This is a genomic window from Fibrobacter sp. UWB15 (assembly GCF_900177705.1).
Taxonomy (GTDB): domain Bacteria; phylum Fibrobacterota; class Fibrobacteria; order Fibrobacterales; family Fibrobacteraceae; genus Fibrobacter.
Genome location: NZ_FXBA01000001.1, coordinates 1,099,855 through 1,125,616 on the forward strand (window position 1 = coordinate 1,099,855; position 25,762 = coordinate 1,125,616).

Consider the following 25,762-nt stretch of genomic DNA (forward strand, 5'->3'; position numbering starts at 1 on the left):
GAATATAAGTAATTCTTGTTGTAAAAATCAACAACATAATAAAGTTTACAATTATATTTTCTCCATAATAATGGATTATTTTTATTTTAAGGGAAATTATTCCCTGTTGTTTGGAGTATATTATGAAAAAAATTCTTTTAGGAGCAGCCTTCGTAATGGCTCTTTCTCAAGTAAACGCAGCCCCGGACCCGAATTTCCATATTTACTTGGCCTTTGGCCAGTCCAACATGGAAGGCCAGGGTGCTATCGAGCAACAGGACAAGTCTGTCGACGACCGATTCCAGGTTCTCTGGGCGGCCGATAACGGCTCCTGTTCCGGGAAGACTAAGGGCAAATGGTCTACTGCCGTGCCTCCGCTGGCGCACTGCCAGGGTGCAAAGCTTGGCCCCACGGACTATTTCGGCCGCACGATGGTCGAAAAGACGGATTCACAAATCAAGGTGGGGGTTATCGTGGTGGCTGTTGCAGGATGCAGCATCAAGCTGTTCGACAAGGACCAATACAGAAGCTACGCCCAGGGTCAGCAGAGCTGGATGACCCAGCGCATTAACGATTATGGAGGAAACCCCTATGGACGCCTGATCGAAATGGCCAAGAAGGCCCAGGAAGAAGGCGTTATCAAGGGTATTATTTTCCACCAGGGCGAAACGGATGCCGGTGACGGCAATTGGCCTTCTGCGGTCAAGAAGGTCTACGACAACATCATCAAGGACTTGGGCCTCGAAAACGACATTCCGTTCCTTGCGGGCGAAGTGCTGCGCAGCGGCGTGAGCAAGGGCGCGAACAACAACATCGCAAAGCTTCCGCAGCAGTCCAAGAACTTCTACGTGGTGTCTTCCGAAGGATTCAACCAGGCTTTGGGCGACGGCCAGAACGTGCACTTCACCTCGCAGGAATACCGCGATTTTGGCAAGCGCTACGCCGAAAAGATGATCGAGGTCCTGGGCGACAAACTCAAGCCCGCCGCAACCGCCGAATCCAGCAGCAGCGTGGCCGAATCGAGCAGTAGCGCGGCTGAATCCAGCAGTAGCGAAGTCGCCTCCAGCTCTAGCCATAGCCATCACGGAGTTTCTTCTTCGTCAGAGGCAGGTACGGGCATTGCGCAGGCAAACCACTTTGCGGGCGGGGCGCTTACGGTGAACAAAGCCGGCAATGTGCAGTTGAGCCTTGCCAAGGCAACGCAGCTGACCGTCAAGATTTACTCTAGCCTCGGCAAGGAAGTGCTGGACTTGAGCGGCAACTACGCCGGAACAAACACTCTGGTGCTTGCAAACAGACTCCCGGCCGGGCGCTACGTAGTCAGTGCCCAGGGCGAGGGGTTCAAGGCCACTAAGCCTGTAATGGTAAAATAGCGACGACCGTCAGGTGGTCGCCCTGCACTTGAAACTTGATTTCGAAGCCGGCGAACCTGATGCCGTAAATGCGGTCGGCGGACCTCTGGTACGCGGGCCGCGGGTCTTCGGAAAGCAGCTCCACAAGAGCTGCCTTTTTTTCTGCAGGGAATTTTACGCCGGCGGCACCAGATACTTCAGGGATATCGGCGGCATCGGGCGCAAATCCCGTGCATTCAAGAACCGCTTGCGCCTCGGCGGCAAATTCGACTTCAAGCTTTTTAAAGCGCACGGCCTCGGCAAAGCCGCCAGTGGCCTCGGGCACGGAATCGGCGTACGGCAAGTAGGGCTTGATATCTACGATAGGCGTGCCGTCCATGAGGTCGGCGCCGCTGACCGTAATGGAGGGTGCATTCTCCCCCGTCAGGTTGATTTTTTCGATTTTGACGCAGCTCATGGCCAAGGGATTCGGCCTAAAGCTGCTGCGCGTCGCAAACACACCCAGCCGCGTATTGCCACCAAGACGGGGCGGGCGAACCGTCGGCTTCCAGGTATCGCGCACGTTCTCCGAAAAAATCCACAGCAGCCACAAGTGACTAAAGCCTTCCAGCCCACGCAACGCGTCGGCATTTTTGAATTCCGGCTCAAAGACAATCGTCGAACGCAAATTCTTCAAGAGCCCGCTCTGCCGCGGAATCCCGAACTTGTCCGGAAAATCGCTCCTGATGCGGGCAATGACCTTGAAAGTTATCTCGTCGAACGATTGCACAGGACAATATATAGAATTTTCTATCTTTAAAAGCATACATAAAGGAGACGACAAATGGTCTTAACCGTTTTCATTTTATACCTGTTGATGATGCTTGGCATCGGCTTTTACTTCTCCAAGAAGGCGAACAGCCTGAATGCCTACTACCTGGGCAACCGCGGCATGAACAAGTGGGTCGTGGCGATGTCCGCACAGGCCTCCGACATGAGCGGCTGGCTCTTGATGGGCCTCCCGGGCGCCATCTTCGTGAGCGGTTTTTCCGAAGCGTGGATCGGCATCGGCCTCGTCATCGGTACGTACCTCAACTGGAAAATCGTGGGTCGCAGGCTCCGCAAGTACAGCCACTTCTGCGGCGACTCCATCACGCTCCCCGACTTCTTTGCGAACCGCTTCCGCGACAACAAGGGAATCATCCGCGTCATCGCCTCGATTTTCATTCTCGCGTTCTTCCTGTTCTACACGGTTTCGGGCTTTGTGGCTAGCGCAAAACTCTTCGGCACCATCTTCGGCATGGACTACACCACGGGCCTTATCATCGGTGCGGTCGTCGTGGTGAGCTACACCTTCATGGGCGGATTTTTCGCCGTTTGCTGGACAGACTTTGTTCAGGCGACTATGATGCTTATCGCCGTCATCGCAATTCCCTCGATTATCATGGCCGGTTCGGGCGGTTTTGCCGCGACCATGGACGCCGTGAACGCGCAGAACCCCTACCTGTTGAGCCTGTTCACCAACGCCACCACCGGCAAGTCCATCGGTCTTATCGCCTTGATTTCTAGCCTCGCGTGGGGCCTCGGCTATTTTGGCATGCCGCACATTCTAGTGCGTTTCATGAGCATCAAGAACGCCGAAGACATCAAGTTCTCCCGCCGTGTCGCCATGATCTGGGTCACCATCTGCCTCGGTGCCGCCATCATGATCGCCATCCTCGGACGCTACTACGTAGAAGCGAACGGTATTACCGTCGCCGACCCGGAACGCATCTTCATGGTTCTCTGCCAGACGCTCTGCCACCCGGCTGTCGCCGCCATTCTCATGGCCGCTATCCTTGCCGCTATCATGAGTACCGCCGACTCGCAGTTGCTGGTTTCTGCTTCTGCCTTCAGTAACGACCTCTACAAGCACCTGTTCCGCAAGAATGCAAGCAACAAGGAAGTCATGTGGGTGAGCCGCGGCGTGGTCGTACTCATTACGGTTATCGCGGTCATCGTGGCCATGCAGGGGGCGCCCAGCGCCGACGGCGCTAAACAGGGCAAGAGCTTCCTGGATGTCGTGATGAGCCTCGTGAGCTTTGCCTGGGGCGGTTTCGGCGCCACCTTCGGCCCGATTATGCTCCTCGCCCTGTTCTGGAAGCGTACCACGCTTCCGGGCGCCATCGCGGGCATGCTCGTGGGCGGCATCACCACCTTCGTGTGGAAGTTCTACCTCTCCGGATTCTCCGCCGAAATCTTCCAGATTTACGAGCTCGTGCCCGGCTTCGTGCTCAGCTTCGCGACCATCGTGATCGTAAGCCTCTGCACCAAGGCCCCCAGTAAGGAGATTCAGGAGGAATTCGATGCTGTGGAACACACGCGCCTGAGCGATATGAAGCTGTAATCAAAATTGTCATCCTGAGCGAAGCCGAAGGATCTCAAATGAAAGAGGCCCGCAGATGCGGGCCTTCATTTTATTTCCAGGGATTCACCCTAAGTCACTTGTCGTATTCTTACTCGTCGTATTCCGGCGCTTCGAACGAAGTCGGAATGCGCGGCGTACCCTTATCATGATGAACGAACGAGAATCCGCTAATCTTGCCCGTTTCACGGTCAACCGTTCCGCTCTGCAACTGGCCATACATGCTTGTCGTACTGCCCGGATTCAATAACTTATTGAAGTCTATCACCATATAGTAGCCGTAAACTTCCCAGGTACCCGCCTTGTATTCCACTTTCTTGGTACCCTCGACTGCTTCCAACTTGGAGGTTCCATCAGCATTCAAGGTAAATGTCCAATTGATATCGTCTCTAGTCGCCACCCATTCGCCGACAAAATCCTCGGCATTTTCATAAGCGTACTCGACATCTTCAACTGTACAATTCAACTTTTCGCCATTGTACGCCGTAATCGCATCGTCGGTGCCCACGGAATAGGTGAACATCGTACGCGAAGACCCCACATAGTAGAGCGGGATCATCAACAGCGTGCTGCGCTGGATATCATAGCGACCGGCATTCCAGTTCACTACTTGGCCATCGACCGACGTTTCATAAATATACGAACTGTCGAAGAACTTGAAGGTCCTCGTAGAATCGCCATCGGCACATTCATAGATTTTCTTCTGAATCGCCTCAGTCTTGGAAACTTTGCCCTTCTGGACAGCGACGCTAGCCTTAATCGCTTCGCTGTAATCGCCACCGTCTACAGAGTACAGAATTGTGTCGTCTTCATCGGCATTGTCGGCTTCTTTGACGACAAACGAAATCTTGAAGCCGGCGTCCATTTTTCCTATAATCTTTTTGACGGCATCGGTTTCACTATACTGCAAGCCGGCTTTGTCTTTTTTAAAGCTCACCACGCCACCTGCAAAATCCGTATAGGTGACCACCCACAATTCGTCCGGAATGCGGAGGGCCAGAACGCCCTGCTTGCTGCCGGTCGACAGGTAGACGGTCTGGTCAAACAGCTTGAGTTCGTAGTTCTTCTGTAAATCGGTGAGTTTCGCGGCGCGAGCCCCTTCCGGAGTTACTACAGAAGAAGACGAAACTTCAGTGGATGAAGATTCCGGCGTTTCGCTAGACGAGGACTTCGGGGATTCGCTCGAAGAAGACTTATCTTCGCTTACGCTAGAAGACGACTTGGAATCTTCCTTAACAGAAGACGAGGAATTGTCGTCCTTTTCGGAAGAAGAAGACTTCTCCGAAGATTTTTCACTGGACAAGGACTTGTCGCCATCCTTGGACGACGATGACTTGGCGTCGCCCTTTTCGGAAGAAGAAGAGTCATCGCCTTCTTCAACAGAAGAAGAGGATTCTTCGGTAGAAGGGTCCGCAGAAGCGGAAGAGGAATCGTCGCCGCATGCCGTGAACAGGAATGCCGACGAAATCAAAAGAGCTAAAAATTTATTTTTCATGCCACAAATATAGTTTATATAAAACGCGTAAAACAGCGAAATTGGCTCAACAACAAGTGTTTTTTTGATCTGTACAGGCTATTTTTGGCATTATACGCTATTTAGCCTGTACCACAACAAATCCACGGCGTATTTACGGCGCATTTTAGAGAAAAAAGCAAACAAAAAAGACTCGTTCAATGAACGAGCCTTTTTTGTTACAAGTTTGGAATTTAAAGACTAGTAAATTAATCCTTGATGCAACGGACATTGGTGACTTCATCGTAGTGGTGGGCGTCTATAGAATAAATTCCCGCCCGACCATCCACCAAAATGAAGAACGCCGCTGCGAAATAATTTGTATTACCGGTGACACCACTGGAACTCCAAAAAGCAGCCTCCCTCATGTGGTTATATGCGTTGTCTGCATACACTATATCAGTCATCCAAGTAAAAGAGTTAACATGATGATAACCCGTACCCAGTGCCGAAAAACCATAGGAATCCAAGCCATTACCATTATTGCCATTTTCATCATCTTCCCAACCACTTGTTGATTTGAGAGCGAGAGAAGCCGAGTCTCGCCCAAATAAGTCATCATTGCTCAACTGAGTTGCCTTGTGCAATATTTCCCATTCTGTTGAATCAGGCACATGCCAACCAGCGGGACAAACGCCACGAACACCTGTTATTGAACAATACGCCACATTACCGCAGCCGTTGGCTGTATTACCAGGGATAATGCCCGCAGAATCCATTGCCGCACTCCGCAAATAAAAACGACCATATATGTCGCAATTAGCCAAATCATTATTGTAGCAAAAGCTGCTGGAATCCAACGACGATGTTCCTCCAGGATAAGCATAATTCAAATTCTCAGCCATCCACCACTGGTCTCCAATTTTCACAGTCTTGTATGTATGACCATCGCGTTCATCCGTCAGCGAACCATATTCACAATGGTCTCCGGCTTCTGTCTTGCAAGGCATAACGCGCGGATCCTTTACGCAACGAACCGAAAGTCCATCATTAAAATGAACACCACCCCCACTACTCCACATTTTGTCAAGTGATTCCCCATCAGAAGTCCAGTAATCCGCATACACCCCCAACCCATTATAATTACCAGCTACTCTTTTACCCGCAGGCAGTTCAGTAAAACCATAGTCATCCGTACCATTGCCCCTACAACGAAAAACATCCGTAGAATTGCTTGGCCCGTCCCAAGTCCAGCCACTGGTGGCCCTAAGCACAGACCAATTGGAATCAACAGCATGTTTCAAAGCTCGCCATTCTGCAGAACTAGGCATATACCAGCCTTCTGGACACACTCCACGGAAAATCTCGCCATAATAATTATGTTCACAGACCTTACCATAGCCACAATTGATCGCCGTATTGCCAAGAATTAAGCCAGCCGAATCCATTGCGGCACTCCACAAATAGAGTCGCCCATATTTATCGCAATACTCTAGAGAATCATTGTAACAGAAACTGCTGGAATCCAAATCCTTTGTTTTTCCAGGATACGCATAGTTCAAGTTTTCGGCCATCCAAATTTCGGCACCGATTTTCACGGTTCTATAAACATGCCCATCGCGAAGGTCGGTCAAGGTGTTCTTTTCGGCATCGTAAACGCTGCCTGCAGAAGCGCCCTTCCCTTTACCAGACTCATTCTTACCAGAACCATCGTTAGACTGGTTTTTCTTCTGTATTTTCTGAATAGAATCCGTCAATTCAGCATCTACAACCCATTCATCACCATCATAAACGTAGGCCTTATTTTCGTCTTTCACGTAGGCCGAGGCACCCTCTGACACATCGGTATCGGCAGTCAAATCATCGAAGGAAGAAACCACACAATCAACCATTTCAGACACTTCGGATAGTCCCGTATTGTCAGCAGGATTACTCCCACTAGCACCATCGCCCCCGCAAGCAGCAAGGATTAATGCAAAAAATAAAGCGAAAAACAAAGAATACGGCATTTATAGCCCCCAAAAAAGTTTGTGCAAAATATAAAAAAACTCCCCGCCGGGGGTTCCGTCAGGACAAAAAAAAGAAACCCCGCCGCTTGGGCAGGGTTCCTAAAAGGTTTCTTAGCGGAAGTGCGGAAAACTAAGTGGCGTCCGCACGACTAACGCTATCTAGAAATCTTACTTGGCGATCACGCGGGCCATTTCGCAAACCTTGTTGCTGTAGCCCCATTCGTTATCGTACCAGGACACAACCTTAACGAAAGTCGGGTCGAGCTGGATACCGGCCTTGGCGTCGAAGATGGAGGTCTTCGGGCAGTTGCGGAAGTCGGTAGAAACAACGGCTTCGTCGGTGTAACCGAGGATGCCCTTGAGTTCGCCTTCAGAAGCTTCCTTCATGGCAGCGCAGATTTCTTCGTAAGTGCAAGCCTTCTTGAGTTCGACAGTCAGGTCAACAACGGACACGTCGGAAGTCGGAACGCGCATAGACATACCGGTGAGCTTGCCGTTGAGCTGCGGGAGAACCTTACCCACGGCCTTAGCAGCACCCGTAGAAGACGGGATGATGTTTTCGAGGATGCCACGGCCACCGCGCCAGTCCTTCTTGGACGGGCCGTCAACGGTCTTCTGAGTAGCAGTTGCAGCGTGAACGGTGGTCATGAGGCCACGGACGATGCCGAACTTTTCATCGAGAACCTTGGAAATCGGGGCAAGGCAGTTGGTGGTGCAGGAAGCGTTGGAGATGATCTTCTGGCCAGCGTAGGTCTTGTGGTTAACACCATAGACGAACATCGGAGTTGCGTCCTTGGACGGAGCAGACATGATCACCTTCTTAGCACCAGCCTTGAGGTGAGCAGAAGCGAGTTCTTCGGTCAGGAAGAAGCCGGTGGATTCCACAACGACGTCAACATCGAGGGCACCCCAAGTGATTGCGGACGGATCCTTTTCGGCGAAGATCTGAATCTTGTTGCCATCGACGATGAGGAAGTTGCCTTCCACCTTGATGTCGTGGTTGAAAGCGCCGTGGACGGAGTCATACTTCAGCATGTAAGCGAGGTAGTCAGCGTCGAGAAGGTCGTTGATACCGACAACCTTGATGTCGTTAGAGAAGTTTTCCACAGCAGCGCGGAACACCATACGGCCGATACGACCGAAACCATTGATACCGAGTTTGAGAGCCATTATTGGATCCTTTTGTTTTATTGTGAAATTGCTACCCACCATAAGGTGGTGCGTTCTTGGGCGGAAAGATACAAAAATTTACCTAAACGGACTAGGTCTTTTCAGCATTTTTTTGAATTTTTGGGGTCAAACCGCCGCTAGTGGTCGGAAGGGGGACGCCTCCCCCTACTTGCAGCCCCGGCTCCGCCGGGTCTTCCAGCACCCCCTCTGCGGGCGCTCGCCGCCCCGCAACGCCCCGGCCGCCTGATTTGTCTTCCCCGCGAAGGCGGGGACCTCCTCTCCCATCCGAGAGAAAACGCTCCTGTTTCCAAGCAGCCCACGGCTCCAGAAATGTGCTCGTCTCACTCTCGCTACAGCCCCAGCTTAACGCATGGGGCTTTAAGCTCACATGGATTCGGCCTTCGGCCTCTAATGTTCGCTCAACGACACATTTTCTTACGCCTTAGGGCATGCCCCTCACGCCCTAATTTTATTGTTAAAATTTTTGGTGATTTAATTAGTTTTCAGACAAAGAGTTATTAGCGTCCATTACACAACGGACTGACTGGAACGAGTCCCTTCCCCATTTAATAACAGATGTTTCAGATGAACTTTTTGTAAAACTAGAAGTATAAGTATATTTATCTTCTACCGCAGGAAGCCACATATACGTATACTCATGTATACCGGTATATCCATTACCAGTTGGAATAATCGCCAAGCCACCAGCATTGCGCCCCGCATTCTTTTCCCATAGAATTTGAGAACGTATATCACCCCGAGTATACAACCATTCTCTGCGGTTCATAATATGCCAACCCTCAGGACAAATTCCCTGCCAACGAATATTCAAGTAATCACTACCCAAAGTTCTTTTATTTTCTTCCGATAAAGCTTTGCAAGCGTCATTACTTTCAATATCAACGGAATCGCAAACCTTTGGCAAATTCATAGCCTCTGCCCAGGAGTAAAGTCCACCAAAATGGTTATCACAGAACCACTCATCGTCTACATAGCACAATTTTTCTGTCACATTGTCGTCAAATTTTGTCGTACCGCTAGGGACCATCTTGCCATAATTCAGGTTTTCTGCCATCACGTAAAACGTCGCATGGCTACCGATATCGTCCGTATAGCCATGAAATTCTATGTACTTGTACTTATGGCCATCACGCGAATCTTCAAATTCGAAGTATTCACCATCGTAACCGGCAAACAAGCTATCCATATTCGGATGTTCCTTGTTTTTCTCGATTGCGGCAAGGGAATCTACAACACTTTTACTTTTCGATGAATCAGCGTCCCAAAAGCCGTCCCTACATGTCTCATAAATATACATACCAAAAGCTTCATCAATGGTAGTTTCGCCATCTTCGCAAACTGGTTCGAGTTTGAAACTACTACTCGACTTCACCGCCGACGAGCTACTGCTCTTACCACCTACAGAGCTATTTCCCTGTTCAGAGCTTGAGGATTTCTTGTCCACCGAGGAACTGGAATTTTTCGAATTTTTTTGAGATGACGAGGAACCGTCTTTGTTCGACGAACTAGATTCGTTGCCGTCGCTTATAGAAGCACCCGAATCAGGGGACACTGAAGAGGAAGAATCGTCTCCGCATGCAACAAGCATCGTCAGGAGAACAGACAGGGCAAGGGCGCTTTTAAAAATCTTCACAAAACCTCCATTTGTAAAATCCCACTGATTTTTTGCAAAATATAGCAACTAAAAAGCCAGCCTTACAAGCTGGCTTTCGTTCTAGAAAAAAAACAACTAAACTATTTTGCAAGACGACTTTGCTGAAGAGCCTCTAGTCGAGTTTGAACTTCCACAATTTTATCTTCAGAAAGTCCAATTTCGCGAAGAACCGCTTCTGTATCAGCTTTGTTCTGCGCAAGTTTATCTTCTATCTCTTGATGTGCCTCTGCGCGAGCCTGTGCAACTTTCTTTTGAGTTTCAGCATGTGCATCCGCAAGGCGCTTGCGGAACACGTCGCCGGCGCTCACAAAGCCGTACTTCTGTCCTACACTTTTGAATGCCATTTCCAACTCCTTCAGATAGTCTTCATCAATATACTCCTTTAAATATACATTAATTTTACCCAGAAGAGTAGAACCTTCGTTTGCGGGCAATTTCTGGAATGATTCCTTAAACTGTAACAACTTTGAACGAAGATTGTCCTTGTTAAAAGCGTACTTCATCGCGGTAATTCCCATGCCTGTCGCGATGTCTTCGCAAGCGAGACAATCGCTGTCAGGAATGTCGGCCATGTTCACAAACGAACATGCAAACGGAAGCACGCGACCATGGAAAAATTCCGGGTACCCGTCTTCAAGGTTTTTCAAAGGATTCCAATTTTCACGTCCGTTATAAAAGATGATTGCCATTGTCGGGAGTCCATCAAACACGCGGTTTTCCTGATGAATCTTCATTACGGATGTGCACGGCGTGCATTATTTTTCTTTTCAGTCATAGTTTTCCTATTTTCATTGTTATCATCTACCTGGAACCCAAAAACGTCGAAAGGCTCCTCTATATAACACGCCAGATTCAGAAAAATTGGGAATTTTGCACCCCTTTTTTAGCAGCCGAACAACGTAAAAAGATTTTTGCTTTTGTATGATACCAAATGTACAATACAATCGTTATTCCACTTTGGACTACGAAAAGGTGGGGCTCGCGAGCCCCGTTTTTTTATTTTTGTCGTCATGAGCAACCCTTTGTTTAAAAAAATTGGTCGTATACCCAGTTTTTGCGCCCCGCTGTTTGGGCTGTTATTTGTTGTTTCTTTAGTTTCTTGTGCCGGCAACGGCCAGCCGCTCACCGAATCGGACCCGCAGTCCGAAGGTTCACAGGCTGCTAATTCCGGGAGCTACACCGACGATTATTTTAACGAAAGCTCGTCCGCTCCTTCTGGCAGCGCCTCGAATTCCACCCGCAAGAACGCACCCGGCGCTATCGGGAGCGACGGATTCAGCTTTACGCTGCCCGCAGGTGACTGGGCGCTCGTGGGCGATGACGATGGGAGCGCCCACGAGAGCGGCGTCCCCTACGAATTTTACAACGCGAGCACGGGACGCCGCGCGGTCCTGGTCGAAATCGAACTCCCGAAGGGCGAACCCATGCGACTCATGGACCGCGCCCAGATGGAAATGCAGGCTTTTGAAAGCAGCGGCAAGAAGGCGACTCTCGCCGAGACCTACCCCGAAGAAAACTTTGGCGGTACCGGCGTATTCTTCGATGTCGCCGGCAAGCGCTACGACAGCCCCTACGAGGCCGTCGGCTTTGTAACAGGCGCTGGGAGCCGCGTGTACACGCTCACCCTTTCCGCAACTGATGTCACCCCGGCCGTCGGCGAACTCAAGAACGAATGGAAGGAATTCTTCGCGAACTTCAGCATGCGCGAAACTGCGGCAAGCGAGGGCCCCGAACTTTCGCCGAACAACGTGCAAAGCTTTGACTCCCCCACGCTCGGCTACACCTGGGCAGTCAAAGACACCCTCTGGCATCACTGGACAGGTATCGCCCGTCAGAACGACGACCCCGACCTGGTGCTCAGCAACAAGGCCGAAGACGTTTCGCTGTTCGTTTACGGGGCAACCGTTGAAAGCGACGCCGTCTCGCAGCAGGATTTGTTCAAGGTTCTGCTCGTGCGCCTGGGTGTCGACCCCAACAATCCCACACTTGAAATGCACCGCCAAAAGGTCGGCGACCGCTACGCGCAAGACTTTACCCTGACTCACGTGGTCAACAAGTTCGACTTCTACTATACAGGCCGCTATTTCTATGACGACGGCCGCGGAATCTTGATTGTGAGCTGGACCCAGGGCGTGAACAAGAAAAAATACGCCAAGGTCATGCAACATGGTATCGATGGCCTGACCGTGGGCGAAAATCCGGCCGCCAAGAACGCGGCCGCCGACCCCGAATCCGCCAAAAAGCTCGCCAAGTTCAACGCCGCCATCATGAGCCAGGTGGGCATTCTGCGCCTGCTCGAAAACCAGCCGCTGGTGGCGCTCAGCTACTTTGAACGCGCGAACCGCATGGACCCCGAAGAGCCTCTCTACCTGATCAACTGCGGATTCGTGTACCAGATGAAGGAACTTTACGGCCCGGGCATCAGCCACTTTGAAAGCCAGCGCGAACTGGTGCAAAAGAACGGCAAACTGCTCTCGATTTTGGGCGAAATGTACGAAGCCCTGTTCGACTACGGCCGCGCCCGCGAATGTGCCGAAGCAGCCCTCCGCTACACGCCGAACAATCCGGAATACGTAATCAACTTGAGCGACGCCCTCTGGGGACTCGGTCAGCGAAACCAGTCGCTGGTGGTGGTGCAACGCCTTTACGACACGCAGCCGAGCAGCCGCCTGGGCGTCTACCTCGCGAAAACTTACATGGGCCTTGACCAGTACGCCGAAGCCGTCGACATTCTTTACCAGGTGCGCCGCCGCTTTGGCATGAGCGTGGAACTCGGAAGCACCTTGATGGATGCCCTCATGTTCCTTGGCCGCTACGAAGAAGCCCGCGCCATTAGCGAAGAAACCTTGGCCAAGGACCGTAACGACTACAAGATTTGGACCACGCAGGGCAAAATTCTCTTTTACAGCCGCAACTACCGCGACGCCGAAAAGTCGCTCACCAAGGCACTCGCCTTAAAGCCCGATAACGAAGACGCCAAGAGTTTCCTCTCCGCCACGAAGGCATTCCTCGGCAAGGCAGACAACCGCACGCTGCAAAAGCCAATTACGCCGGTGGAAGAACGCACCAAGAACCTGAAGGGCCTCCTCAGCGAAAGCGCCAAGAAACAGGGCACCGAAGGCGACTTCCCCGCGGTTGTTCACTACAATAAGCAGACCTTGAAAGCCGAAAAGGGCGCGAACTGGGTCCGCACCGACGAAATGCTCATGGAAATCCTCGACATTCGCGGCGCCGCCATTTATCGCGAATTCACCTTCGACTTCTTGCCGGGATTCGACCGCATTTACCTGAACGCCCTCGAAGTCTACGACAGCAACTGGAACCTGAAGCAGAAGGCGAACCTGAACGGTGCCTACATTACCTACGCCACCGAAATCGGCGGCCAGAATGAATCGCAGACGGCGCATTTCCCGCTGCAGGAACTGGAGCCGGGCGACTTTATTTACCTGCAGTTCAGCCGCACGAATATCGAAAACAAGGGCATGATTCCCTACACCGACTTCATAAGCAGCAAGGACGTCCCTGTAGGCCAGTCCAGCTTCCGCATTTACGCCGACACCGCCCGTTTTGTGACCGAAGAATACGGCCCGCTCGAAAAGAAGGCCATCAAGGGCGGCATCGAATGGAAGATCGACAATCCGGTCATTATCCGCAAGGAACTTTACATGCCCGTGTACCGCGACTTTGGCGCAGGCCTGATGCTTACCGGCAAGCAGGAATGGAAGAACGTGGGCGAAGATTACCAGAACCTAATCAAGCACCAGTTCAAGCAGGCCGTGAGCGTGCGTGAAAAGGCCCGCGAAGTCCGCGGTAGCAAGGCAAACGACAACGCCGTCAAGGCCATCGTGAACTTTGTACGCCACGATATCCGCTACCGCGACATTCGATTCGGTGGCCACAGCCTGATTCCGCAAACCGCCGAAGTCACGCTGAAAAAGCATCAGGGCGACTGCAAGGACATGGCGCTCTTGCTCAAGGAAATGCTCGAATCCATCGGCGTCAAGAGCTATCTCACCGCCATTCACCTGACCGAAGAAGGCTTTGCCGGTCTCCCGACTATCCAGCAGTTCAACCACATGATCCTCTACATTCCGGCGCAAGGTCAAGTCACCGAGCGATGGGTCGACGCCACCGACAAGACCGGCAACGATCGCCCCGTACCGCTCGACATGGAAGGCAAAGTCGCACTCGTGATCAACGACGACAGCAGCCACGTGGTCACCACGCCGATTTTGGAAGACAATCAGGAGCACCAGATTGGCATCGAGCACCGCCTGTTTATCGGAAACGACGGCGCCTGCGAATTCCGCGACTCGATTTCGCTGCAGGGCAAGTTTGCAAGCGTCATGCGTAACCGCTTCTTTGGCCGCGACGCCAAAGAACAGGAAAAGCTGATGGAAGACTTCCTCGCTTCGGGCATCCCCGACGTAAGCATCGGAAACATCCGCATCGAAAACCTCGCCGAATTCAACAAGCCGCTCGCCCTGATTGTGACTTACGCCTCCAAGGGATACTTCGGCCAGAACGGTTCTGAACTCAAGGGACGATTCCCGAACGTGTGGGAACGCAGCCTGTTCAAGCTCCCGAAGGTTTCCAAGCGCCACCACCCGATTCGCATGCCGCACGAAACGCAGTTTGCATACAAATTAAGTGTCACGGCAGCAAGCGGCAAGACAATCAAGATTACTGGCCCGAAGCCGCTTAACCGCGACCCGGATTACGTGAGCTACGAGAAGAATTTCGACGGCAAGAACAGCATCAAGTGGACCACCTTCGCACTCTACGCCGACCCGGCTGAATACAACAAGATTCGCGAGGAATGGACCTACTTGCTCAGCGAAACCAGCCCGATGATTGAGGTGAAATAACTATATTTACGCTCACTATGAGCATTTCTATTCCTCAGTTGCCTAAGGGCACACGCGATTTTTACCCGGAAGCCGAGCGCATCCAGAATTACATTTTTGACACCTGGCGTAGCGTCGCCGAATCTTTTGCCTACGAAGAATACGAAGGCCCGATGTTTGAACATCTGGAGCTTTATACAGGCAAGTCCGGCGAAGAAATCGTAAGCCAGCTTTACAACTTTAAAGACAAGGGCGACCGCGAAATCGCACTCCGCCCCGAAATGACCCCGACGCTCGCTCGCCTCGTGATTCAGAAGGCCCGCGAACTCAAGAAGCCTTTCAAGTGGTTCAGCATGCCGCGCCTGTTCCGTTACGAAAAGGCTCAGAAGGGCCGCCTCCGCGAATTCTTCCAGCTGAACATGGATATTATCGGTACCGAAAGCATCTACGCCGAAGCCGACCTGATGGCAGCCATTGCTACCATGCTCCGCAAGTTCGGCCTCAAGGACGGCGAATTTGCGATTGGCGTCTCTAGCCGAAAGCTTTTGGCCACTTACCTCGAAGAAATCGGCGCCCCGAATCCGGCGCTCGTTTACCCGGTGCTTGATCGTCGCCTGAAAATCGGCCCCGAAGCATTTGCCAAGGCTCTGGCCGATGCAGGTCTCAGCGAAGACCAGGTGAAAAAGCTCGACGACTTCATGAGTTGCAAGAGCATCGAAGAAGTCAAGACTAAGGTGCATAGCGAAAACGCGACTGCCGCCCTCGCCGAAATTGAAGACCTGTTCGCAACGCTTACCGCAGCAGGCTACGGCGAATGCGTGAACCTGGACCTCTCCATTGTTCGCGGCCTCGCCTACTACACAGGCATCGTATTCGAAGTATTCGACAAGGGTAAATCCATGCGTGCTATCGCTGGCGGTGGCCGCTACGACAGCCTCACCGAAAAGCTCGGCGGCGAACGCATCCCGGGCGTTGGCTTTGGCATGGGCGACGTGGTGCTCGCAGACTTGCTCGCCGAACACAAGTTGCTCCCGAGCCCGAAGCAAAGCGTAGACTTCTACATCGCAAGCTTTACAAACGACATGAAGAAGGTGTTCGAAACCGCCCAGGTATTCCGCAACGCCGCAGGTAACACGAACGCCAAGCCGTTCTCGGTCGCTCACCCGCTCGCCGCCATGAAGATGGGTAAGCAGCTTGACCAGGCCAACTATCAAGGCGCCAAAATCGTCGTGTATGTCGACGGTTCCAAGGCCGCCGAAGGTGAATTCGAATACAAGGACATGCGCACCGGCGAAATGTTCGTAGGAAACGTAACCTCTATCATCGAGAGGCTGAAAGCATAGATCCTTCGACTTCGCTCAGGATGACACACTGTCTACTTCCTACCGTCTACTGTCTACTCCCCTATGATGTCCCCCCTAAAAGTCCTCCTTTCTATCATCAGCCTGTTCGCGGTGCTGGGCATTATTGCCCTCATCTACCCGAACGACGGTATTCATGTGGGCGACAAAACGCTCCGCTACCCGAAGCTCACCGAAATCTTCGAGAAGCAGTCCGAAGCCGATTCGCTCAGCGATTCTACCGCGGCGGCCGACCCCGAAGAAGCAATCCGCGAAATGATGGAAGCGACCAAGCGGCAGCAATTCGCCGCCTTCAGCGATTCCCTCAAGTTCTACGAGGACTTTTTCGAAAAGGGCAGGACACGATTCGATTTACCCAACAACGACCCTACGTGGTTCGACCGATTCTTCTTGCACCTGGAACTTGCAGCACTCGAAAGCACCGTGGTGCACATTGTTCACTACGGCGACTCGCAGCTTGAAGAAGACCGAATCTCGGCCACTATTCGCGAAGACTTGCAAGATGAATTCGGCGGTGCAGGCCCCGGCATGATGCCCGCCATTATGACGGTTCCGTCGCAGACCACCAGTCACGCCAGTTCGGGTGCGCTTTCACGCTACATTCTGTTTGGTCCCAAAGACGAAGAAGCGGACCACAGCCGCTATGGGCCTTTGGCACAGCTCGCCAAACTCAATGGCGATGCCACCATTACGATTCAGCGCCGCAAAGAACGCAAGGGCCAATTCCCGCACGTGGGTGCCTACAAGACGATTAGGCTCCTGACCAACAAGAGCGGCCGCCTCAAGGTAAGGCTCAACGTGAACCAGACCGTTGTAGACACCGTAGGTCAAAACGACGACGGAACGCCCAAAGAAAAGCACTCCACCAAGGTGGTCGACGCTGGCGAACCGACTGTCGACACTTACAACAAACTCAAAGTGTACACCTGGAAGTTAAAGGACACCACCTCGATCGCCAAGATGTACCTTTCGGGCAACGCCGAAATTTACGCTATCGCCGCCGACGGTGCTTATGGTGTAGCCGTCGACAACGTAGCCATGCGCGGTTCTTCGGGAACCATATTCCACCGCATCGACACCGAACTTTTGGCTGAATCTTACAAGGCCATGAACGCCCGCCTCGTGATTATGGAATACGGCGGTAACCTTGTGCCCAGCACCAGTTCCAGCAACATCGAGTGGACCAAAAAGCTTATTACCCGCCAGATTCAGGCCGTGCAAAAAGCGAACCCCGATGCCGATATTCTGTTTATTGGCCCCGCCGACATGGCACGCCAAAAAGACGGCCAGTGGCAGACCTACGCTGCACTCAACATGACCATCAAGGCGCTGCGCGAAGTAGCCCTGGACAACGGAGCCGCCTACTGGGATATGCACCGCGTGATGGGTGGCAACGGCGCCATGATCAAGTGGGTGAACAAGGAACCTGCACTCGGCTTTACCGACCATATTCACTTTACGCGCCGCGGTGCAGCCTATATGGGCGACCTGTTCTGCTCGGCACTGCGCATGCACTACGACTACTTCAAGTTCCGCGATCGCCACAACATTAGCGACGAAAAACTGAAAGACATTCACAAGTGGAGCACCGAAGAACAAATCGAAAAAGAAAAGAACGCTCTGCCGGAACGTACGTTCCTGAACGTCAAGAGAAGAACTAAGAAGGCCAAAGGAGGAGCTAAGAAGTGAGATTTCTGACCGTAGCCTTAATTGCAGCGCTCACCACAAGTGTACTCGCCGCCGACAAGGGGAAGCATGCCCCCGGCGCCTATAACCTGGACTTGTCCCGTTACGACTTTATCGACACCACGCAAAACCGTATTCAGTTCCCCAAGGGCAACAACTCGTTTACGCCGTTCTTTAACAAGATGGATACCCTAGTGTTCGAAAACCGCGGTCAAGTGCGCATTCTGCATATTGGCGGTTCGCACCTGCAAGCCGACGTGATCTCTGGCCGTATCCGCGAGCACTTCATTAAGGAATACCCAGGGGCTTCTGCCGGTCGCGGATTCGTGTTCCCCTACTCCGCCGCCCGCACCAACACGCCGGCAAGCTATTCCAGCGCCTACAAGGGCATCTGGGACATGAACAAGAACGTGCAAAGCGAAATCAAAAAGCCTCTCGGTCTTCTCGGCATTGCCGTAAGCACCAGCGACCCCCGCGCCGAAATCACGTTGCTTTTGGACAGGTACAATTCCGAACCACTGTGGGGCGAAACCAAGTTCCGCCTGTTCGGCTACAGCGACAACAACGACGTGGTACCCGTGCTCCGTGTAGACACCATGGAAATTTACGGCAAGCTGGACACCACAAGTCAAAGCTACGTGTTCGAAAGCCCGCGCCCTATTGATACCATACAGATTTTCTTCCGCTGGATGGATTCCCTACAGCAGGCGACTATCGCGCAGTTCATTACCGACTCGCTGATTCAAGATTCCATTGCCCGCGCCAAAGAAGATTCCCTGAAAAAGGCAAACGGCGACACCGCCCAGAACAAAAAAGAACCCGAGGCACCTCCCGCCAAGATTCCAAACAACGTAGCGCTCCCCGAAGTGGCGCGCGATTCTATGTTCCAGGGTGAATGCGATGTACTCGACACCGCCTGCCTTGCCAAGCTCGATTCCACAAACGCCGCCGTGGCCGCCCCCGAAGCAGCCACGCCCGATTCGGCTAAGAAAAACGCCCGCCCGCGCTTTACGCTCACCGGCATTCTCACCGAAACAAACAACCCGGGCATCACCTACACCGGTGTAGGCATCAACGGCGCCAAGGTTCACGACTACTTTGAAGAAATCTGCCCGCTGTTCGAAAAGCAGCTCGCCTACTACAAGCCCGACCTGGTGATTTTCGCCATCGGCATCAACGACGCGAACGTCGAAAAGTTCAACGACAAGCAATTCCGCGACGATTACGACAAGCTTATCGCCCGCATCAAAAAGGTGAACCCCAACGCAGCCATTATCTTTGAGACCAACAACGACATGTACCGCAAGATCAAAAAGAAACGTTTTGTGCAACACCCCAACGGCGACGTCGCCCGCAAGGCGTTCTTCGCCCTGGCCGAAAAGTACAAAGCCGGCGTATGGGACAAATTCGGAATTATGGGGGGGCTGGGTTCCATGGCCAAGTGGGAAAAGGCTGATCTCGCCAAGGCGGACAAAGTCCACTTCAAGCTGGCAGGCTACAACCTGCTCGGCGACCTGTTCTACAAAGCGATCATCAACAGCTACCAGGAACACATCGCAAACCTCCCCGCCGAAAAGAGGAAAGACTAACCTAACCACTGTCTACTGCCTACTGTCTACTTCCTACTCCTATGCTCGACTATTTAATACCTTTCCTCACGCGCACTTTCGCATTTGACGCTAACAGCCCGCTGCTGTTTACGCAGTTCTACTTCTGGGGATTCTTCGCCGTTGTCTTCGCGTTCCTCACCTTAATCAAGAACCGCATTGCGCTGCGTAACGCCTTCTTGTTTGCCACAAGCTTGTTCTTCTACTACAAAACGAGCGGCAGCTACGTTTGCATTCTTATATTCTGCGTCGTAGCGAACTTCTTCATTGGCAAGTGGATCGAACGCGCCGAAGCCCAGTGGAAAAAGAAATTCCTGATGATTATCGTGGTCATCATCGACCTGCTGGTGCTCTGCTACTATAAGTATTCCTACTTCTTCCTGGACGCCCTCTACGACTTTACCGGTATCGAGTTGCACGTATACAACTTCTTCGCGGCGGCTAGCAACAAGATGTTCGGCACCCATTCGCTGGTCGACACCATTATTCTGCCGGTGGGTATCTCATTCTTCACCTTCCAGGCCATGAGCTACTGCATCGACATTTACCGTGGCAAGATTTCTGCGGTCAAGAACATTCTGGATTTCGGCTTTTACCTTTCGTTCTTCCCGCAGCTGGTGGCGGGCCCCATCGTTCGCGCCGATAAATTCGTGCCGCAGCTGTACAAGAACTTCTTCTTGCCGCGCCGCACCTTCGGCATCGCCGTATTCTGGATTTTGAACGGCCTCGCCAAAAAAATCATCTTGAGCGACTACCTGGCCACCAACTTCGTGGACCGAGTCTTTGACACTCCCCTGCTGTTTACCGGCCTCGAAAACCTGATTGCACTCTTTGCCTACTCGCTGCAGGTGTACGCCGACTTCTCGGGCTACACCGACATCGCCATTGGCGTGGCGCTACTCATGGGTTTCCGCCTGCCGCAAAACTTCAACAGCCCCTACAAGGCGCTCAGCCCCACCGAATTCTGGCGTCGTTGGCACATATCGCTTTCGAGCTGGTGGCGCGACTACCTGTACATTCCGCTGGGCGGTAACCGCGGCGCCTCCGTGGGCACCTTCTTCTGGATGGGATTCCTCAGCCTCGTGGCCATTATGCTTTCGGGCAGCGTCTGGGTGGGTATCGCACTCGGCGTATTCTTTATCTACATCGGCATTTACGCCTACCTCAAGCCCGATTCACGCAAGTTCATTACTACCAACATGAACGCCATGTCTACGCAGATTGTGGGCGGTTGGTGGCACGGTGCCAGCTGGAACTTTATCATTTGGGGCGGCCTGAACGGCTTTGGCCAAGTGTTCAACAAAATCTGGGTCAAACGTAGCCACAACTTCCGCGCCGCCGCCTCATTCATTTTGTTCGCCTCGAGCGCCATCATATTCAAGCAGACCCACATCGCCATTTTCGCGATCACCGCGGCCTATTTTGGCATCTTGTTTACCGGCATTTACTCGGTGCTGATTTTCCGCCTGTTCAGCGACAAATACATCCACGGCATTTACGTGGCCTGGAACGTGTCGCTCACGTTCATCTTCATTACGTTCACACGCTTGTTCTTCCGTGCGGGTTCGAACCTCGACCCCGCCGAAGCCAACGAAGTCGCCTGGAACACCGCCAAGAACATGGTGCAGCAAATGGGCACCGCCTGGAAATGGGGAACCCTTGGCACAATCGCCTGGGAACACATCAACATTATTCTGGTATTTGTCGCAGGCATGCTCATCCACTGGATTCCCAAGAAGGTCAAGAGCCGCTACCGCATCGCGTTTGCCTCGCAGCCTATCCCGCTTATGGTGGCAAGCTCCGCGTTCATCATCTTCGTGATCTACCAGTTCATGAGCGCCGACTCCTGCCCCTTCATCTACTTCCAGTTCTAACTTAAGGTGTCATGCTGACGCATGTCAGCATCGGCATTCCCACCAACGTGTCATGCTGACGTAGGTCAGCATCTGCTTTCTCACTTAAGTATAAACCCCCGCCTTTTTTTTACAATCCTTGCAATCTACTGATTGCACGATTTGCATTTTCAGTATCTAGATTTGGTGTGTTCTATTACGTGTATTGTTGCATTTTGGTTGAGTTAATTCTATATTTAAACTATGGCACTTGAGATCAGACCTATACCGACCTTGAAAGGGCGAGAAGCCTTGGCGTTCGCCCTCGCGGCCGAACGCACTACAAAGGTGCGCAAAAAGCAGGATTTTTCCGAGCAGATTCGTAAGGCTGATTTGATTTTGAAAGAGGCCGAGCTATTGTAGGCCTTTAATCCATAATCTTACTCGATAAATCCTCCCACAGGGGATTATCTTTCTTTATCAAGTTGATTTTCCAATCGCGATGCCAGTTTTTCAACTGCTTTTCGCGGGCAATAGCATCTTGTGGAGAAGGAAAGCATTCAAAATGCACCAGTCTATCGACCGTATACTTTGCAGTGAAACTTTTGGGATGAACCTTATATTTGTGTTCTAGAAAACGCTTCGTAAGGTTATTGGTTATGCCGATGTATAAGACATTTGCACTGTAGTTGCTTAAAATGTATGTGTAATAAGTAGCATTCGATTTCATGCTACAGAAAATACATTATTTCTCCTGACAATAATTGTCACACTGAAGTCATGCTGACCCTGACCTTCGTCAGGGTGACGTTAGTGGTAACGTCAGGGTGACATAAGTAGAATAGGGTCGGGTTGGTGGGGGCACCGGAGGTGGGCCACTTAAGGCTACACCGCGGGCATCTTGACGGTGCGGTTGAATTCTTCGGGGGTGGTGAAGGTGGGCACAATCTCATGGAGCGCCTTGATGGCCTTCTGGTCATCGTTGGCACTAGCGGCGTTCTTCAAGTTCCACAGCTGGTTAATGAACTTGTCCATGTCAATTTCGATCTGCTTACCGATGTAAATCAACTTATTCTTGGTCTTTTGCAGGCCTTCTTCGCTCATGAGCAGCTCTTCGAGCAGCTTTTCGCCCGGGCGCAACCCCGTAAACTTGATTGGAACATCCTTGTAAGGCACCTTGCCGTACATGCGGATCAAGTTTTCGGCCAAAGTCACGATCTTTACCGGGTGGCCCATATCGAGCACAAAGATTTCGCCACCGTGAGCAATCGAGGCAGCCTCTAGCACCAGGCTCACCGCCTCCGGAATCGTCATGAAGTAGCGGATAATGTCGGGGTGAGTCACCGTCACAGGCTTGCCCTGTTCAATCTGGCGCTTGAACAGCGGAATCACGGAACCGTTCGAACCCAGCACATTGCCAAAGCGAGTCGTCACGAATTCGGTATCGCCGCTCTTCTGCTGGGCCAGAAACTGCACAATCATTTCGCAGCAGCGCTTAGAGGCACCCATCACGTTAGTGGGGTTCACCGCCTTGTCGGTACTGATCATCACGAACTTCTTGACGCCGTTCAGAACCGCGAGCGTTCCCATATTAAACGTACCAATCACGTTGTTCTTGATTGCTTCCATGGGGTTGTTTTCCATGAGCGGCACATGCTTGTGGGCCGCCGCGTGGAACACCACCTGGGGCTTATACTTCTTAAAGATCTGGTTCATGCGGAAGTAGTCGCGCACCGAGGCGATCAAAGTCACCAGGTTCAGCTTGTCGCCGTATTCCATGCGCAATTCCTGCTGAATATCGTAGGCATTGTTTTCGTAAATGTCCACGATAATCACCTGCTTGGGGTTATACTTCGCAATCTGGCGCACCAGTTCGCTACCGATACTGCCGCCGCCACCCGACACCAAGCAGACCTTGCCCTCGATAAAGTCGCGGATATCCTTATTGTCAAAGCGAATAGGGTCGCGGCCCAGCAAGTCTTCTACGTTAATGTCGCGAATCTGGTTCACGTAACTGGTGGTGCCATCGCCAATGTTCGAGGTATCCAACAGGCTACCGATAAAGGGCAACACCTTCACGGGCACGCCCGTCTTGCCGCAAATATCCAGAATGGTCTGGCGGTCCTTGGGCGGGCAACTGGGAATCGCCAAGATAATCTGCTCGATGCGTTCTTCCCTCACGATCTTCGGAATGTCGGAGGTAGAACCGGCCACCAGCACTCCTTCGAACATCTTGCCAATCTTGTAGCGGTCATCATCAACCAGGCAAACCGGGTTCAAGTGAGTCGCCACGCTAGACTTAAGGCCTTCTTCTTCGTCGGCCTGGTTGTTGCGGATTTCCTTGATCAACATCTGGGCGGCAGAACCAGCCCCCACAATCATGGTGCGGGTCTTGTTGGCCAGGCTCGCCTCTTTGTAACCCGTACGCACCAGGGACACAAAAGTGCCACGGAACATATAACGGAAGGCGCACACGCCCACAATGGCTACCAAGGTATGCAACACGGCGAATTCCACAAAAACCTGACGCTGGAACAAATACACCAGACCGTAAGCGACCAACATGCCGCCGACAACACCCTTAATGCAGCTCAGGTAGTCGCGCTTGCTAAAGTAACGCCACAGCTTATTGTACGCACCAAAAAAGAGCAGGCTCGCAAAGCAACAAAAGACGCAGGTCACCGCAATAATCAAAAGCTCGGGGCGGTCAATTCGTTCAGCAACCGCGGGCAACGGCCAGTTGGCAAAAAGCGCAGCCGCCACCACGATAAAGGCGTCGACCGCCGCCAGCACACGCTTACGCAGTCTAAAGCTATTGAACAAATTCTTGACTTTCTCGTTAAACATTTAATGCCCCTTCTGATACGCCAAATATAAAATAATCTTACCTTACAGCATAAACACCAATCGCAAGTTTACGAATTTATCATCAAAAAATCCGTATTCCCCCATAAAGGCCACATGAGCCCCGCGGTAGCTCAAGGCGGGGGCGAGCGAATAATGCAGGGGGGCGCTATGAATAAAGCGCTTACGGCGAGTCTTGTAGGGGTCATCGATATCGCTACCGGCGTCAACACCCTTCCACAACCACTTGTGGTGGACGCCTACGAACAAGTTAGAAAATCCGCCCAAGCCCAAATCGCCGTACAAAGTCCAGTCAATGGCCAAGCTGTTCGGGCCATTGGGGTTGCCGAGAGGCTTGCCCAGGTGCGCCATCTGCGCCATGGCTGTGTCGTAATGGCAATAGGTGTAAGGTTCCACGCGAGCGATTTCGGCAATGGTTCCCAACTGCAGGGGTTTACCCCTCACAACCATATCGTACCCCGCCTGCATACCGAGCATACCCGCCCAGCGGTTGTTGCTGTACTTGTTTTCGTACACGGCCATAGGCGATTCCATGTCGTCCAAGAAGAATTCACCGTACACGCGCACCGCATTAAACAATCGGTAATTTATATCAAAAGCGAGTGCCCCGTTATTCACGCGTTCGGTATAATTACCCTTTTCGATAAACAGCGGAACCACCGGCACAAACAACCAAGGCTTGTTTTCGTTGTACAGCACCTGCAGTTCGCTCATGCCCACGGTCAAGTTCCCCAAGGCAAGTTCATAGCGATGTGCATACAAATTACGATCGTTCAAATTGTCCTTGCTGTAGCTCCAGCTGTTCACGCGCAAGTCGGCATACACGCTAAACACACGCAACGGCCCAAAGGTAAAGTCCAGATTGAGCATATTGTACGGAAGCGCGAACTGGTTAAAGGCCAGGTTGTTGTAATAGCCAGGGCCCCAGTGCAAAACATCGCGAGCCAAGGAGATTCGCGCCCAGGCGTAGTTTAGCCCCAGGTGCGCACGGTAACGGGCATAGCTCACGTAATCGGCACCGGCGTTACCGTCTTCCGTTTGTACATCAAACACTTCGCCGTCAAAGCTCTTGGGCTTTTTGGCCGCATGCTTTTCGGAATAAATGCGGGCATCCAAATCAAAGTCCAGCGAATCGGCGTAGCCTCGCAAGTAAAGGCCGCCATCAATGCCCGGCCAAATGGTATCGCCTAGCGATTCTCCCCCGCGGTAATCGATCCCTAGCACAGGCGAGGCTGCAATCGCAAAGCGGTGTGCGCTTTCACCTGCGCCTATAGAATCGGCATAGTACACAAGCGCATTACTTTCTTTATCTGCAAAATCTTTAACAAAGTTGTAATTGCGGCGAGGGTAAGTAAAGAACTGACGTGATTCGCCCACCGTCTGGCGGTGGTAGTCCATGAGCATCGGGAGGTAGTCGAGCGTGCGGAGGTTGCGGTTATGCTCTGTGCCGAGGACGGACTGGGCGGAAGCGACCGTTGCAAAAATCAGAAGGATGACGAATATTTTTTTCATTACATAAGTTCAGGAAGCTGACCCTGACCTA

At 52.1% G+C, this 25,762-nt stretch carries 17 protein-coding genes; 8 read left to right on the plus strand and 9 right to left on the minus strand.

Annotation, left to right across the window (positions count from 1 at the left end; translation table 11 throughout):
- Nucleotides 1-122: 122 nt before the first annotated feature.
- The gene (locus B9Y58_RS04555) at nucleotides 123-1,352 is read left to right on the plus strand and encodes a sialate O-acetylesterase (protein WP_073054593.1); all 1,230 of its coding nucleotides are present in this window, start codon (nucleotides 123-125) and stop codon (nucleotides 1,350-1,352) included.
- Here B9Y58_RS04555 and tsaA read toward each other — a convergent pair.
- A complete protein-coding gene (gene tsaA / locus B9Y58_RS04560; protein WP_233247839.1) occupies nucleotides 1,330-2,100 on the minus strand; it encodes a tRNA (N6-threonylcarbamoyladenosine(37)-N6)-methyltransferase TrmO in 771 nt (256 codons plus the stop codon). The two genes, B9Y58_RS04555 and tsaA, sit on opposite strands and share 23 nt — an antisense overlap.
- A gap of 54 nt (nucleotides 2,101-2,154) precedes the next feature.
- On the opposite strand from tsaA, the gene putP reads away from it, so the two are divergent.
- A complete protein-coding gene (gene putP / locus B9Y58_RS04565; RefSeq protein WP_073054597.1) occupies nucleotides 2,155-3,696 on the plus strand; it encodes a sodium/proline symporter PutP in 1,542 nt (513 codons plus the stop codon).
- Between the two features lie 109 nt (nucleotides 3,697-3,805).
- Here the strand turns inward: putP and B9Y58_RS04570 are convergent, their stop codons facing one another.
- The 5 genes from B9Y58_RS04570 to B9Y58_RS14360 form a co-directional block, all read right to left on the minus strand.
- Nucleotides 3,806-5,209, minus strand: a complete 1,404-nt coding sequence (locus B9Y58_RS04570) for a hypothetical protein (protein WP_073054600.1) — start codon at nucleotides 5,207-5,209, stop codon at nucleotides 3,806-3,808.
- A gap of 227 nt (nucleotides 5,210-5,436) precedes the next feature.
- Nucleotides 5,437-7,059: an FISUMP domain-containing protein gene (locus B9Y58_RS04575; RefSeq protein ID WP_158278321.1), complete on the minus strand. Its 1,623-nt coding sequence runs from the start codon at nucleotides 7,057-7,059 to the stop codon at nucleotides 5,437-5,439.
- Between the two features lie 285 nt (nucleotides 7,060-7,344).
- Nucleotides 7,345-8,346, minus strand: a complete 1,002-nt coding sequence (gene gap, locus B9Y58_RS04580; protein ID WP_073054604.1) for a type I glyceraldehyde-3-phosphate dehydrogenase — start codon at nucleotides 8,344-8,346, stop codon at nucleotides 7,345-7,347.
- 496 nt (nucleotides 8,347-8,842) lie between these two features.
- Nucleotides 8,843-10,000, minus strand: a complete 1,158-nt coding sequence (locus B9Y58_RS04590) for an FISUMP domain-containing protein (protein WP_073054608.1) — start codon at nucleotides 9,998-10,000, stop codon at nucleotides 8,843-8,845.
- 101 nt (nucleotides 10,001-10,101) lie between these two features.
- Nucleotides 10,102-10,755, minus strand: a complete 654-nt coding sequence (locus tag B9Y58_RS14360; RefSeq protein ID WP_109639665.1) for an ATP synthase subunit B family protein — start codon at nucleotides 10,753-10,755, stop codon at nucleotides 10,102-10,104.
- A gap of 276 nt (nucleotides 10,756-11,031) precedes the next feature.
- Between B9Y58_RS14360 and B9Y58_RS04605 the strand changes: the two genes are divergently transcribed.
- From B9Y58_RS04605 to B9Y58_RS14730, 6 genes are all read left to right on the plus strand, one after another.
- Complete coding sequence (locus tag B9Y58_RS04605; protein WP_085534765.1) at nucleotides 11,032-14,889, plus strand: DUF3857 domain-containing protein; 3,858 nt, start codon at nucleotides 11,032-11,034, stop codon at nucleotides 14,887-14,889.
- Between the two features lie 17 nt (nucleotides 14,890-14,906).
- On the plus strand, nucleotides 14,907-16,211 hold the full coding sequence (gene hisS / locus B9Y58_RS04610) for a histidine--tRNA ligase (protein ID WP_085534766.1): 1,305 nt from the start codon (nucleotides 14,907-14,909) through the stop codon (nucleotides 16,209-16,211).
- Nucleotides 16,212-16,274: 63 nt separating this feature from the next.
- Nucleotides 16,275-17,918 carry an SGNH/GDSL hydrolase family protein gene (locus tag B9Y58_RS04615; RefSeq protein WP_233247840.1) on the plus strand — a complete coding sequence of 548 codons (1,644 nt, stop codon included), beginning with the start codon at nucleotides 16,275-16,277 and terminating at the stop codon, nucleotides 17,916-17,918.
- Complete coding sequence (locus tag B9Y58_RS04620; protein ID WP_085534768.1) at nucleotides 17,915-19,504, plus strand: GDSL-type esterase/lipase family protein; 1,590 nt, start codon at nucleotides 17,915-17,917, stop codon at nucleotides 19,502-19,504. Before B9Y58_RS04615 ends, B9Y58_RS04620 begins: the two co-directional genes overlap by 4 nt.
- A gap of 41 nt (nucleotides 19,505-19,545) precedes the next feature.
- Nucleotides 19,546-21,396 carry an MBOAT family O-acyltransferase gene (locus tag B9Y58_RS04625; protein WP_085534769.1) on the plus strand — a complete coding sequence of 617 codons (1,851 nt, stop codon included), beginning with the start codon at nucleotides 19,546-19,548 and terminating at the stop codon, nucleotides 21,394-21,396.
- 222 nt (nucleotides 21,397-21,618) lie between these two features.
- On the plus strand, nucleotides 21,619-21,777 hold the full coding sequence (locus tag B9Y58_RS14730) for a hypothetical protein (RefSeq protein ID WP_199220942.1): 159 nt from the start codon (nucleotides 21,619-21,621) through the stop codon (nucleotides 21,775-21,777).
- A 4-nt stretch (nucleotides 21,778-21,781) separates the two neighbouring features.
- Here the strand turns inward: B9Y58_RS14730 and B9Y58_RS04630 are convergent, their stop codons facing one another.
- From B9Y58_RS04630 to B9Y58_RS04640, 3 genes are all read right to left on the minus strand, one after another.
- A complete protein-coding gene (locus B9Y58_RS04630) occupies nucleotides 21,782-22,084 on the minus strand; it encodes a GIY-YIG nuclease family protein (protein WP_073054620.1) in 303 nt (100 codons plus the stop codon).
- A gap of 155 nt (nucleotides 22,085-22,239) precedes the next feature.
- Nucleotides 22,240-24,201, minus strand: a complete 1,962-nt coding sequence (locus B9Y58_RS04635; RefSeq protein ID WP_073054622.1) for a polysaccharide biosynthesis protein — start codon at nucleotides 24,199-24,201, stop codon at nucleotides 22,240-22,242.
- A 42-nt stretch (nucleotides 24,202-24,243) separates the two neighbouring features.
- Nucleotides 24,244-25,731, minus strand: coding sequence for a hypothetical protein (locus tag B9Y58_RS04640; RefSeq protein WP_073054624.1), 1,488 nt, complete (start codon nucleotides 25,729-25,731; stop codon nucleotides 24,244-24,246).
- Between the last annotated feature and the right edge of the window lie 31 nt (nucleotides 25,732-25,762).